We start from the raw sequence: 13,722 nt of genomic DNA on the forward strand, positions 1-13,722 counted from the left end.
TCGAATTCCCTCCCTCGGATTCAGCGAGGTGTATGAGCCAACCGAAAGAATTGCCGGGCCAACCATACCCATCGTTACCAGCGGCTCAACTCCGTTGCCCCCCACATCGCCATACAAAATCAACTGGTTCTTATTACTCTCATTCAATGCAATGCGCTCGCCGCTCGCGGCCGTCTGCACCAGTCCTCCGGTGATGGTCGTGCCCAAAATCGTCACGCCGCTGATCGTTCCTGCCGTCATATTGCCGAAATTGGCACTGAGGGCCGACAGACTGCCCACCTTCAGGTTCGACAGGTACGGCACGCCCCATACCGTATTGACCCCATCGTAGATGCCCACCGACTGAAACCATGCCTGGCCGGCCGCCGGTGCGGTCGTCGGCTGCGCCACCCAGGCGCGTGTCTCGCCCCATGTGCCGATAGCCGGATAGGCGGTGCCGGCGCGGGATGCCGTCGCCGGCGTGAGGTTGAGCGTAAAGGCATCCGCCAGTGTGTAGGCGATAGCGACCGATGCGCCCGGCGTCCCGTTCGTTCCTGCATAGCCGATTGCCGCCACCGATGCGGTTGACCAGTTGATCGGCGAGGTGGTGGCGCCGGTGCCGTCGACCAGATTGACCGCGCCTTCGTACAGCGTATATCCCAGCGCTGGCGCCGCCGGCTTGGTCGCGCTCCAGCCCGTCACCGGCACGGTGTTGTAACTGGCTGTTGCCCACGTCCAGATCGCGCTGCCCGTGATCGTCGGCGCGCTCGTCGCCCATTGGTAAGCGCGCGCGGTTCCACTCTTCACACCCGGCACACCCTGCGGCCCGACAGCGCCATTCACCGCAATCGAGGCAATGGCGGCGGTCGCATAGCCGACCGTCGATACAGCGGTATCCCCCGCGACGGTCAACACCCGCGTTGCAGTGAATAATTGCAGCCCAGGCGTGCCAGGATTGGCCGGGACCGACACCGACCAGCCATCACTGACGGAATAAGCCGAATTAATGCCGGTGGCCCAAGTGAATTTCGTCACACCGTCTGGCACCGCTGGTACCGTCGCCGCCCACTGGTACAGATATGCCGTTGCAGTTTTGCTTCCGGCCGCCCCCGTTACTCCATCGAAAGCCTTAGAAATGACCCGGCTTTGCGTGTACGTCACACCATCATGGGAGATTTGTGCGGTCACGGTCACGGAATTCGCACCCATCGCCGTGAACGCCAGGCTGCGGGCGTTACCCGTGCCCGTCAACACGCTGCCGTCGGTGGCGCTCCAGATGACGACGCCCGGAATACCGATCAGCTGCGCGCGCAAAATGATGGCCTCCGGCGAGCCGATGCCGGTCTCCGTCACACGGAAGGCCTGCGTATCTGCCTGCAAAATCAACGCCTTGCCGGCACTGGGATCAATATTGCGCGGCACCGTGCCTTGCAACATCGCATCACGATCATTCAACACAATGCTCATACGAGAATCCCCACTTTGCAATGCGCGCTTTCCCAGTTCGGCGCCAGGGAAATCACGATCCCAGGCACACCGGCTTCCATTCCAAAGCGCTGGTTATAGATCACGATGGGCTGGCCCAGCTCCAGCATCAGCATTTCCGGCAGCCCCTCGAACTCGTAGACCATGCGCGGTGACGACCACAAGGCCAACTGGCGCGCCGCTTCGGCTTCCGCATCAACGCGGCGCAGCAGCATCGTGTCTTGCTGGGCTGGATCGAGCGTCTGACGATAAATGGTCTGCGCCGAGGCGTTCGTACTTGTCGCTGTCAGCCATTCAGTCGCGAACAATTCCTTGTGCTGGGCGGGGATCGACGTTTGCAGGCCTGGCTGCACGGTCCAATTTTTGCAGAAACCCAGCTTGACAGCCGCAACGACCTCGGGACGCACAGTCGGCTCCAGGGTATAGCCCACAATATGTGCCGGCCGGATCTCGGTCGGCGTGCCAGGGGCCGGCAGCGCAATCTGGATCAGGCGCAGCTGGCCAAGCCGTGACAGCGCCATCTGCGCGCCGACGCTGGCCGTAAGCGACTGGCAGGCGCTGATCACATTGGTGCGGCCTTGCAGGTACAGGCCGACGGGCTGCTGGTGCGCCGCGTCGAATGCCGCCAGGCTGGCGATATCCAGATCGGCGCTGGTGAACCTGTCGGCCGCGCTGCCGTACCCCGTGACCAGGCGCTTCACCAGCGCCGCGATGGTGTTAACGTAGGCGCCCGGCTTGTCTCCCTGTACCGATACGGTGATGGCGCCGACCGGGTTGGCATTGAGCGTCAATTTCCCTGTGCTGTTGACCGCCACGGCCGCCACTGGCAGGCCGTTGTCACGCACCTCGAAAATACTCTCGCACGCACCGTCATGCACCTGATACTGCAGCATGACCGGATCGACCAGCAAGGGCGTGATGTTGTGCACCTCGCCAAAGGACAGCGGCAAAACGGCGTCGGCATTCAGCGAGCTGGCCAACTTGCTTTCAGTGGCCGGCGCGTTGAGGCGCTGCATCTTATCGCGCAGCTTCAGGGCAAGCATGTCGCGCCCCTTCGGTGCGATATCAGCCACGATGCCGTTAAAGATCATGCGGAAGTCCGCCCTTGGCCAGCGCGGATCACCTATCCATGCCCGCACCGGCCGGTTCGTCCAGACGCTGCCGGCACCGAGCCAGCCGTCACGCTCGCCATTGGCGTTGCTCAACTCAATATCCCCGGTAGAGAGGCTGGCCTCGCCATCGAGCGACAGCTGTTCGCTGAACTGGACGCCCGTCGACACGATGGGCTCATAGGCGAGGTTGGACGGCGTGTCGGCCGGACCAGTGACGAAGACGCCAGTGGAAAAATACTTGGTCGTCTCCACACCCGAGACGCGCACGGCCACCTCGATCAGAACCAGTGGAATCGCCAGCGGGTTTTTCAGCCAGGCCAAGAAATTTACATCGTTCATGCTAATTTAGCCCTCATCTTTTCCGCATAAATTGGTGCCATTGCCGCAGATTTGGCACCGGCCACTTGCTTGTTGGCGGCTTTGTCCGACGCATCGTAATTTCCCAGAATGATGTCGCCGGTTTGCCTGGCCTGATCGGCACGTAAGCCCCTGAGCTCTTCGCGCGTTGCCTTGTTCTCTTCGCGCAGGGCGCGGATCTCGGCCACGAGAGCGTCCGTATTCCCGCCGCCCTGACTTGGCGCACCACCAAAATAGCGGCGCATGGCGGCCGCCGCTGCGGCGTCCACCACCACCTCGCCCTGGTGCAACTCGGCCGCATAGCCGTTGAACGGCACACTGACCAGGCCGCCGGCATGGGAGCCATCGAACGGCACCCCCAAGCGAGTAGCCACACCCATCGCCGCCCGCAGCCCGGCGATGGCCTGTGCCACCGTCAGCACGCTGGCATTGACCGTGATCAGGCCCGACACCTGGGCCTTGAGCGCGTCCAGGCTGGCCTGCTGCATGTTGACCTGCGCAGCCGCATACTTCAGCGCCTCAGCATTGGCCGCCTGCACCAGCGCGTAATCTGCCGCATACTTTGTGCTACTCGCATTCACCAGCTGGGATGCCGCCAGGAATGCCTGCTCTGCGGCCGACAGGCCCGATTGCGCTTCCGCATCCCCACCCCTGGCTGCCGCCAGCGTTTTCTCGAATTGCGCCCTTGCCTCGGCATATTTCTGCTCTGGCGTCAGGGTGGAGAGATTGCCAAGGGCGAGACCGGCGCTCATGCTATTGAGGCTCGAAACCCAGTTCTTCACCTTATCGAGCGCACTTTGCGCCGCCGAGCTTTCGGCTTGGTAGGCGCTGGTCAACGCATCCTTGGCGGTCACCAAGCTCTTTGCCGCCGCATCACGTGCGGCCGCCGCCGCTTTTTCCGCCTGCACCTGATCGAACAGTGCGCGGTTGACTGCGGCGATGCTGGAGCGCTGGATGGCCAGCAGTTCCGATTCGCTTTTGGTCAATTCGTTCAGCTGCTGCTGCAGGTCGCGGTGCTCGCTGGCGATTTCGCTGGCAGTTTTCGCCACGGCAGCAAAGTCGCCGGTTGCCGCCGCCAGCTCAGCCGCGTAGTCAGCGGCCTTCTTGAATGGTTCCGCAATGGCGATCAACTGCGAATACATCGCCTGGCCGGCTGCCGTGTTCAGGTCCTGCGCCAGCACGAGCGCTTTGAACTGATCGACCGTGGTCACGCCCGAAGCCCCAAGCTTGCCCATGGCATCGTTCACCGATTTCGTGATCGGTGCCATGCGCTCCGCTTCCGACAGAAAGTTTTCGACGAAGAAGCCGGTACCGCTGGTCAGCTTGTCAAGGCCGCCGGCCGCCGCGATCAGGCTTTCGCTCAGCGCCACAGCGCCCAGGCCTGTGGTATTGAAGGACTTGCCCAGCACGGCCAGCACGTCGGACACCTGCATGTAGTCGTTGGTGACACGCACCAGCGTCTCCAAGTAGCCCTCGCCCACGGCCTGATATTCCTGCAGGCCAGCCACGCCAAACTTGGCCATGTCGTCGCCGAGCTTGGAAAATGCTGTTTCCAGCGCTTTCTGCTGCTCTTCGCCGGACAGGCCCTTCAAGCTGATCCTGCCCAGATCGATTACAAACGAATTAAGCCGAGCGTTGAATGCTGCACCACCCATCCCCAACGCATCGGCAGCATTGCGGATGGTCTGCCCCATGCTGCTGATGATCATGGTGAACTGGTTATTCATTTCCCCCGATAGCGCGGCGGTTCGTGTGCTGTCCTTGTCCTTATAGGTGATACCGAATGCCTTTTTCTTCGTGTTGACATCGGCATAGGCCTGGGCCGTGAAGCCTAGTGCATCGACATTCCCCAATGACATGGCTTTTCCGGTAATGCCTTGGTCCTTGATTGATGTCGATGTACCGAACAACTTCGACACGACACCTCCGAGCACGGATCCAAGCACTGCGCCAATGGCAAGGCCAAGCGGACCACCAATGGCCGCCATGCCCATCCCCAGATACGTTCCGAGTGCAGCACCGCCGACACCGCCGGCTACCGCGCCGGTAACAGTGCCCAGGGTTCCACCAAGCACCTTCGTACCGGTTTGCACGCCAGCAGCTGCGCCGCCACCTTCGGCAACGACGCCGGAGCGCGCCAGCAGGCTAGACAAATTGCCAATGCCGGACACCATCTTCCTCAGCGACGAATCCATAGAAATGGTGTGCGCCAGGCCCAGGCCGGAGTTTTTCTCCATGATGGCCAGGCTGTGCGCGATAGATTCGGATTTCGCGGACGAGTCGCCCAGCACCGAACCGGTACCAGTGGCCGTTTGGCGCTGCTGAGTCAGGCTAATCGATGATCCGCCGCCCCCGCCACTGGCCAGGCCGATGGCAGCAAGCATGGCAGCCACAATGCCGACCGCAACCAGATTGCCAGGGAATGGCACGGCGATAGCGCCGGCCATGGCAGTCGTCGCCAGGGCGCCTTGCTTCACGCCCTCTGCGGCCACGGTAACTGGCACGGTCGCTACGGTTGCGGTCATCTCGGCGGCTTTTGCCGTGACAAACAGCCCGGTGAATGCGGTAAGCAGGCCACTTTTAGTAAACATGCTCTGGACGGCCATAGCCATTTCATACGCGCGGTACGCTTTCTCGACGCCCTCCATGGCCTTGTAACCAGCCGAGTTCTCTTTGAAAAATCCCTTGGCCGCACTGGCCATGTCGCCGTAGCTCTTGACCTGCGCTTGGGCACCCTGCTGCGCGGCAGCGGCTTGGGCCTTGGCGACTTTGGTCGGCTCGCCATAGGCATCCTTAGTGGCGGCGGCCAACTGGGCAGCGATCGCCTGCTGTTGCATGGCATAACCGGACAATGCGGTCGTCAGCCCACCGATGGCAGTGCCGACCGCGCCGAACGACGCGGCCATACCTTGCGCCGCCGACTTCGTTGCGGTGTCAACAGCCGTCAGGATGTCCAGTAGCTCTTTGGCCTTGGCCACGTCGCCGCCCTGCTCTTGCGTCGAAGCCTTGCCTTGCACAATGCCTAAGCGTTTCATCGCATCAATCTTGCGATTGATGCCATCAATGACTTTCTCGTTGCCCTCGAAACTTGCATGAGCAGCTTTTTGCTCTTCAAGGTCGGCGACAGCCAAAGCGGTCTTTTGCGCCGGCAACAAGCCGTAGGTACGAATTTGCTCCTCAACAGCGGCAACCTGGGCGTTAATGGCCGCGATTTCCTTGTTTGCAGCATCGGATGCGGCGGTGGCGATCGCTGCTTGGCGCAAGCGCTCCTCTTCGTCCCGACGGAAGCTCTCGTCAAAGAAGGCTTTCTCGGCCGCGTCACGTTTTCCGAGGATCTCGTTGATCTGCTTTTCGTGTTTCGCAGCCTCGCCGTTGGTGCGGCTGTTGTGGCTGGTCAACGCATCGAGCTCCAGGTCATACGCGTCAATCTGGGCTTCATATGTTTTGGTTGCATACGAGCGCTTGTTCTCGTATGCCTGTTGAACTGACAACTCTCCGCCCTTCAGATACATATCGTCAAGTTTGCCCAATTCATCGTAATGCGCCTTGGCTACCGCAGCCACTTTCTCATACTGCTTGATCTGGTCGGCGAGATGCGTGTTTTCGACCTGGTCGGCCTTTGGCTTTGGCTCGCGGCCTTCGGTGTCGCGGTAGGTGGGCGTGCCGGTAAAGGTGGCGTAGTGCAGAGCGACGACTTTCTTGCGCGCCTCCTCTTGCGCTGCCGCTCCTTTGTTGAGCGATTTCATCAAAATATCGGTGGCGGCCTTGCTGTACTGCTCCGTCACTTTCAATTTTGCATCGGCCTCATCCTTGCGCTTCGTGAGCTGAATGGCAGCTCGTTCTTCATAAGCTTTTTGAAACTTATCTTCACCTGCGAGGATCTTGTCCTTCGTATCGCCAAGCAGTTTAGCGTTAGCCTCCATTGCCGCTTGCATCTTTTTATATGCATTAATTTGGCCTGTAATGCTAAAACCTGCCTCCGAGCGATCAATCGTGTATTGGGTATGAATGTCAGAAGCTTTGCTGGCATATGCACCAGCTGCACCCAACAGCTTCATTGCCGAAAATGCATTGTTGACGTTGTCGGCGACTACAACGAACACCTGGGCAAGCGTGGTACCCCACTCATGCAGCTGATTATTCCGCGACATTTCACTAACCTCGCCATTTGCGTCTTTGAGGCCTTTGGTCAACGCCATCACGGAAACAGTCAAGACTTCAAGCCCGATCTCGCCTAGGGTTGTTTTCAGATCTTGCGTATAGCGCTGCATCGACGTGATCTGCTTGCTCGCGGTGTCCATAGCTGCAGTGTATGTCCCGTGAATATCGGCGAGTCTTTCGAGTACTGCACCAGTCCGGGCCTGGACGCGCTCGTTCTCCGTAAGTTCCTTGGTTGACTTGCCAAGTGAATCGGCCATTTGCCTATATGCTGTCTGGAGATTCACATTAATGCCCAGATTGCGAAGAATCAGGACATTGCCGCGAGCAATACCGTTGACCATACGGTCAAACGCTTCCGATGAATTGATGTGTCCAATAACTGCGGCGTCCTGCGCACCACGCGCCAGCGCTGTCGCGTGCTTTAGATCGACGTGCGCCTGGACTAACTTAATTGCTGATTCGCGCGACTCGGTCATGGTAATGCCTTGGGCTGCGATCGCTTCGGTGGCGGTGATCATTTGCGTTTTGGTGTAACCGGCATTCCGGCCAACAACCTCCATCACCACGCCAAGCGTCTCGTAGCGGGCGGCCAGCATTGTCGAATCCTTAACGTATTCAGCCACTTTTAACGCGGCGTAGGCTTTCACCAGGAAGCCCAGCGCGTCACTCAATGTGAAGGCAGCACGTTCTTGTTCACGCTTTGCCGCCGCCGCCGCGCGGCTGGCTTCGGTGGCCGCCCGCGTTTGATCCTCAAACTGCTTCAGCTTGGCGATGAGCTTTTCGGTTTCCAGCGTCACACCCAGCTCGGCCGCCTGATAGGCGAGCAGTTGCGAGCGGCTCATCCCCAGCACAGCGACCTGGTCACGCAGCTTATCGACAAACAGCTGCTGCCCGAGCGTCATTTGCGTTGTTGTGTTGCCCAGCGCGACATTCGCTTGAGCGGTCGCTCGCGCTTGCTCAGCCTGCGCGCGCATGATTTTGGACGTGTCATCCATCTGTCCATTGCTGACAGCCGACCGCTGGCCGGTGCGCTGGGCAGCATCGCCAAGGGCCTCCACGCTTTTGGCGGCATCGCCACCACGGCGCCACACACCCGCTGACGCATTGGTAAAGCCATCCAGCGCGCTCGCGCCCTCAGCTGATGTCGAACGCACGCGCACGGCTGCCGCGCTCAGCGTATCGACAGACGCGGTGGTGCCGGCCACTTTTTGAGCTGCGCGCACGCCAGCCTCGCCGACAGCATCGACAGCTGCGGCGCTTTCTGCGACCTTGGTCTTGGCGGCTGCATTGGCTTCGCCCAATTTGTCGACCGCAGCCGTGGCGCCAGCGGTCTTTTGCTCGACGCGAACCGCCGCCTCTCCGAGAGAATCCAGTGCTTTGCTGCCATCTACCACTTGGCGCGTGTCGATGGATAAGCCTAGTTGAGCAATATCAGGCATGTTTGTCCCATAAAAAAACCGCCCAAAGGCGGCAATGTCCAAAAACAAGAAAGGCCCCTTGCGGGGCCTGCTGGTGCTATTTTTTTTTGGCGACTAGCCTGCCTAGCGCCCTACCAAACTTTTCTGCGCTTGAGTAACCGCGATGCGGCACCTGGGCGGAGTATCCGACCTCCGACGCCAACTTGGTACCGATTGGAGTGCTAATCGGAACGATATTTTTGCTCCCGCATACAGGGCAGCCATCGTAGCGAGAAGTAAGGCGCCAGATCGAGTAAATTAATCCAGGAATCAAAAAACAAATCCACAAAATTATTTCTATAAAAATAGATCCCTTTGTGAATCGCTTCGGGTCATCAACCGTGCCGCAATCTTTGCAAATCTGGTGCATTTCTTTCCCCAAGTCTATTATTGGAGAGATATTACACCAGCACCAATAGCCGCCGGCATTTCTGCGGGCAGCTGATTTCATTCCAAATTACTCACTCTAGCTTTTCAGGCGGATCATCCAGGTTGAGCTTCAGTTGAAGCTCTTCGCCAAAAACCTCGCGCATTCCCTTTTCCAGCAATGCTCGATCTTGGGGTGTTGCGCTGCCATCCCCAATTCGCTCACAAATTGGTATCGCATTATCTAGTCGCTCCAGCGTCATGTCACGGTAATGTTTGGTTCCCGCGATAGCGTTGTTGATCTTATGGGCTGCCGAGAACAGCATGCCCGTGTGGCTGACCAAATTCAGGGCCGCGTGATGCAACGGTAGTCGGTCACGGTGGCCGCTCAGCCTAGCACGCGATAGCTCGGCTTCCAGGGCAACCATTCTGTCCCAAACTTTGGCCTGCAACTGGTAGCTGTAGCTCATGGCCATCAGACAGGCCTCGCGCTTCGGGAAGTAGAAGCACGGTCGGTCCTGGCCATTGCCGCCGCGATAGACGCCCGAAAATTTTTGGGCGTCTACTTTGCCAAGCACCTTCGATACTTTTGCCATCAAACTATCATGCCGAAGCTCGACAAACGGCTTTTCCTCCGTCGCGCGTTCCTTGCGATCTGCGTTGATGAAGTCCACCATCTCCAAGCTGGACATGGTGGGCTCGAAATCGCGGATTGGACCGCTCATGCCGGCACTCCCATCGCTGCGAGCTGGGCGCTATACACGTCACGCTCCAGTGGGCTTCTTCGATTCGGTGACCGGTCGAACAGAACCCCGAGGCCGCATTCGCGCTTGTAGGCCTCCAGCTCACTGGTCAACGCAATGAGCCGCTGCTGCCAATTATCCATCCGGATTTGAGCGCGAAGGTAGCGCTCCAGCCCTTCCCGCATCGCAGTCACACGAATTCGTGCACCTGAAACATCATGACCGTCGCGCGCCAACTGGTCCAGCAACTCCACCTCCAGGGCGCGATTACGCGGGTCCATCAGAACCTTCGGCGACAGCATGCCGTCACCGAAGCGCTCGTCGCGGTCATGCGGATCGGCTGCCGCAATCGGATAGTGGTAGTTGGCCGGTTGCGCCTGCTCTTCGTCAACAATTTCCCACGTAGTGGGAACGGTTTCCATGAATTCGCGGGCAACTGGAAACTGATCGGCGCGCAGGTCTTCGATGGCCTCGACATTGAATTTGCGCAACAGGGCCGACGTCATATTGCGGAACGTAGGTTCAATCACCTTTCCACGATTCATCATGTCGGGAATTTCGTTGACCCTCTCCATGACGCGACGCTGGCAAATCTCTTTCAGTACTGCCAGTTGATCGCCTGCGATGCGCGCCGGCGCCGCAGCTTGGCGCTGGCGCTCGATCTCCGCGTCCAGGATGTTCAGCACCCACACGCGGAAAGCCTTTGCGGTGTCAGTCCTGGCAAACATGGCCAGCAGGTGCGCGCCGCGAAGACTGAAGATGCGTACGGATTGCTTGCCGCCCGCCGTCGCCAGCTTGACCACTTTGGTCATGGTGGCAGTGAATTCATCAGTGTGACTCTTGAAAATCTGCGAGAGCGCGCTTCCCTTCTTCGCATATCCAAGCGCTTGCTCAATTTCCGACATGCGAAGCCAGATTTGTCCGGCGCGAGAGAGTGGTTTAAGTGCAGCACCTTGAAACGACAAGGTCATCATGTTAGTATTCATTTCAGTTTCCTTCTTCTAGTTGGGAATCTAAGCCCTGACCCATGCTTGCCGGCTGGTCGGGGCTTTTCTTATTGTGCTGTCGATATCTTTTGCAGGTCTAGATTCTTACTTTCTTCCAGTCGCTTTACCAGTTCTGCATTCAAGCTACGCCGATTGTTCAGGGCTTGGCGGCTAAGCCAGTCCTTTAAATCAGGCGGAATTCGAATCCCGAAGGGGTTAATTGGCAATGCCATTCCTGCTCCTTTCGCTTAAGTGATTACATGCTGTAATCATTACAGCATGTAACTATCATGTCAAGCTGTTTTTCATTACACTATGAAGCTATGGCTAATACACTCAAAACCCGTCAAAGCACAACGCACATCGCCCCCTTCGGTGTCCGAATGCAACCCGAGCTAAAGCTGCAGCTTGAAGAGGCCGCAAGAGCATCTGGTCGCTCGCTCAATAGCGAGATCGTCGCGCGTTTGGAACGATCGCTTAGCCCGGTATCTCCCGAGGAGGGCGTGCTCGCCGCGATACGATCGCTTATGGAGTACGGAAAGAAATTCGATACTGACGTCTCGGTTAACATGTCCAAACCACCTGAGAAAATCCTTGCGACGGCGATAAAGAATGGCAACTTGCCAGCGGATGCGACGTTAGCCGATCTAAGTGATCCCACTGCAGCGCTCGAACGCTTGGCGCAAACAAAAAGTGCGTCTGAAGGGTCCTCTGATTCAGAAGACCCTTTGCCGACGAAACGTGTGGCGCACACCCCTCAAAAAAAATCCAAAAAGGTTAGATAAACTAACCCGAAGGTATCCCCAAATCGAGGATGCCTTCCTTTCCCCGCCATCATGGAACTACTCGCTTCCCGAGTCACCCATCGCAAATGCGCACCCCCTGTGGTTGACAGCCAGCCCAGCGAGAACTACGGCTTCTTATTCTGGTGATAAATGAACAGCGCATCGAGGCGATCGATCACACCTTCTTCGAACGGGTCAAAGCGGACGCCGTGGCGCACCTGCCAGGCCAATATCTCTGCGCTGGTCAGCGCGTTCACGGCCATGCCGCACTGGCGCTTCTGGTTCAGCTGGGTGAACCAGGTCCAGATATAGGCCAGCTCGGGCGGCAACTGTGGCACCGCCGGCGCCTCGGGCGCCCGATAAAGCGGGTTCTGCCGGGCGGTGTCCAGGTGATCGCCCTTGGCGTTGCCATCGCCTGCCGCTGCCGCTCGATCAAACAGATGATCGGCGTACAGCAGCAGGGCCTGGGTCAGACCTTCAAAAAACTGGCGTCGTTTTCCAGGGCGGTCGTAACGCGATCCTGCCAGGTCGGGTACTTGTCGAACGCCGCGGCGATCATTTCCTTGTCGAATGCGGCCGGTGCGCCATTGCTGGTGAAGCCGTACCAGTCGACAGCCACGGCCAGCGCCAGACGCTTCTGGTTGTCATCGATCACATACACCAGCTGATCTGCGCCTTCGTCGGTGGAAGCGTCGATGGCCGTCTTGCGCTTGGCGGACTTCTTGTAACCTTCAGCGCGCACAGCATGGCTTTCCTTGCGGTACTCGTCGGAATTTTTGCCGACGATACGGATGCCGGCCACGGCCTCGCCATCGGCGTCGAAGATCACGGGTACGTCGAAGGTGACGCGCGCGGCCGGCGCCGACAGGTTGGCGATGTCGAAGCCGGCGACTGCGAGGGTTTGAGCGATGTTCAGGGATGCGTTGGTGGTGTTCATGAGTAGTGCCTTTCGTGGGTTTTGATAAGTGCCCGTGCCGGCCGCCGCGCCCACGAAGGCGACAGCGACCGGTCGGTGCTGGGGTTGGCTTGCGCCAAAAAAGAAGCCCTGCGCGTGGCAGGGCAATGGGTTACAGACTGGTGTCCTGGAAGGTGACGGTGGTCGCCTCGTGCTGCGCGTCGGCGCCCTGGTAGCGCAGGATGTCGAAAGCGCAAGTAATAATCTTGTTTTTCTCGCCATCATCGACCTTGGCCGAGGTGATCTTGATGCGGCCCATGGCAATCGTCATGACCTCGGCCAGCGCTGCCGTGCTAGCCGCCATGGCGTAGGCCAGCGACAGTTCGACTTCCTGCTTGAAGTAGTCGATATATGCCGAATCCTGCATCAGCACCGTGAACTGGCCGCTGCCCAGCACCTTGCCGCGCGAGGCGGCCGTGGCGAATTTCGAACCAATGACCGGATCGATCTTGACCTGGCCATCGAGGGACAGCGACATGCCGGTGCAAATTTGCGACGGGATGCCGGCAACCGACAGCATCGCGGTGGCGCCTGAGAACTTGCCGGTACCGGGCGTGGCGGCGGGCGCCGCGAAGTACGCCGCTGGCGTGGTCGCGCCTTCCAGCTTGCCCATCAGGGTGAAGTCCATGCTCGTGATGCCGTTCGGCTGCACGGCGATATCGACCTTGCTGACCAACTGGTCGATGAAGCAGCGATTCACAGCGATGCCCGGATCCTGCACTTCCGCGGTGAACCAGTCCGTGGTGTGCCCGGACAGCGGCGTGAAGCTGCGCTTGCCGGTTGCGGTCACGGTCACCGGGTCGCCTTCGACCTTCACCGCCATGGTGCTGCCATCCATGAACTGGCCCGTCAGCTTCAGCGCGGTGGCCGAAGTGACGAAGAAGTTCTTGCCGTTGTTGGCAACGCCTGTGGTGGTGAAGCCGCCGATGCGCACGACGGTACCGGCGCGGTGGCCGTCAGTCAGGAACGAGCCGGTACTGCGCGTCAGGCCAGTTGCACCCGATGCGACGGTGTTTTGTGCCGTGGTGACGCCGCCGGCCGTGAAGTCACGTCGCAGCAGCGCGGCCAGCAGCACGGCGTAGGTACCGCAACTGGCTTCGCCCTTGATGGCGCCGGAGGTGCGGAAGTTGCCTAGGCGCGTATCGCTTTGCTGCTGGCTTGGGTCGATCTCGGCTGAACTGTACTTGTCAGCGTCCGTGTCGAACGTCGCGGTCACGCGCGGATAGAGGCGGCCGGCGGCGGCCAGCGCCTTCGTGCCTTCCGCTGTTTGCTTGCCGATAACGAGCAGGCTGTCGATGCCGTTTGCAGTGGTCATGATGGGATTGCCTTTCTTTGG

Annotated in this window: 10 protein-coding genes; 1 reads left to right on the forward strand and 9 read right to left on the reverse strand. The window is 59.3% G+C overall.

Features of this window, described 5'->3' with window-relative positions; translation table 11 throughout:
- From ACP7DE_RS00005 to ACP7DE_RS00030, 6 genes are all read right to left on the reverse strand, one after another.
- On the reverse strand, nucleotides 1–1,446 hold a 1,446-nt coding region (locus ACP7DE_RS00005), incomplete at its 3' end, for a hypothetical protein (protein ID WP_426070162.1).
- On the reverse strand, nucleotides 1,443–2,915 hold the full coding sequence (locus ACP7DE_RS00010) for a hypothetical protein (RefSeq protein WP_426070163.1): 1,473 nt from the start codon (nucleotides 2,913–2,915) through the stop codon (nucleotides 1,443–1,445). The genes ACP7DE_RS00010 and ACP7DE_RS00005, both read right to left, overlap by 4 nt.
- Complete coding sequence (locus tag ACP7DE_RS00015; protein ID WP_426070164.1) at nucleotides 2,912–8,581, reverse strand: hypothetical protein; 5,670 nt, start codon at nucleotides 8,579–8,581, stop codon at nucleotides 2,912–2,914. The genes ACP7DE_RS00010 and ACP7DE_RS00015 overlap by 4 nt, the downstream gene beginning before the upstream one ends.
- Nucleotides 8,582–9,012: 431 nt before the next feature.
- Nucleotides 9,013–9,642, reverse strand: a complete 630-nt coding sequence (locus ACP7DE_RS00020) for a hypothetical protein (RefSeq protein WP_426070165.1) — start codon at nucleotides 9,640–9,642, stop codon at nucleotides 9,013–9,015.
- Nucleotides 9,639–10,646 (reverse strand): BRO-N domain-containing protein, encoded by a 1,008-nt coding sequence (locus tag ACP7DE_RS00025; RefSeq protein ID WP_426070166.1) that lies wholly within the window; start codon nucleotides 10,644–10,646, stop codon nucleotides 9,639–9,641. The genes ACP7DE_RS00020 and ACP7DE_RS00025 overlap by 4 nt, the downstream gene beginning before the upstream one ends.
- A 68-nt stretch (nucleotides 10,647–10,714) precedes the next feature.
- Nucleotides 10,715–10,879, reverse strand: a complete 165-nt coding sequence (locus ACP7DE_RS00030; RefSeq protein WP_426070167.1) for an Arc family DNA-binding protein — start codon at nucleotides 10,877–10,879, stop codon at nucleotides 10,715–10,717.
- A 90-nt stretch (nucleotides 10,880–10,969) separates the two neighbouring features.
- On the opposite strand from ACP7DE_RS00030, the gene ACP7DE_RS00035 reads away from it, so the two are divergent.
- Complete coding sequence (locus tag ACP7DE_RS00035) at nucleotides 10,970–11,431, forward strand: Arc family DNA-binding protein (protein WP_426070168.1); 462 nt, start codon at nucleotides 10,970–10,972, stop codon at nucleotides 11,429–11,431.
- A gap of 125 nt (nucleotides 11,432–11,556) precedes the next feature.
- On the opposite strand, the gene ACP7DE_RS00040 is transcribed toward ACP7DE_RS00035, so the two are convergent.
- The 3 genes from ACP7DE_RS00040 to ACP7DE_RS00050 form a co-directional block, all read right to left on the reverse strand.
- Nucleotides 11,557–12,003 carry a phage tail assembly chaperone gene (locus ACP7DE_RS00040; RefSeq protein ID WP_426070856.1) on the reverse strand — a complete coding sequence of 149 codons (447 nt, stop codon included), beginning with the start codon at nucleotides 12,001–12,003 and terminating at the stop codon, nucleotides 11,557–11,559.
- Nucleotides 11,901–12,368: a hypothetical protein gene (locus ACP7DE_RS00045; protein WP_426070169.1), complete on the reverse strand. Its 468-nt coding sequence runs from the start codon at nucleotides 12,366–12,368 to the stop codon at nucleotides 11,901–11,903. Before ACP7DE_RS00045 ends, ACP7DE_RS00040 begins: the two co-directional genes overlap by 103 nt.
- A gap of 130 nt (nucleotides 12,369–12,498) precedes the next feature.
- A complete protein-coding gene (locus ACP7DE_RS00050; protein ID WP_426070170.1) occupies nucleotides 12,499–13,701 on the reverse strand; it encodes a phage tail tube protein in 1,203 nt (400 codons plus the stop codon).
- Nucleotides 13,702–13,722: the final 21 nt, after the last annotated feature.

It is taken from the genome of Janthinobacterium sp. DSP2-3-3 (genome assembly GCF_049897325.1).
Lineage (GTDB): Bacteria > Pseudomonadota > Gammaproteobacteria > Burkholderiales > Burkholderiaceae_D > Janthinobacterium.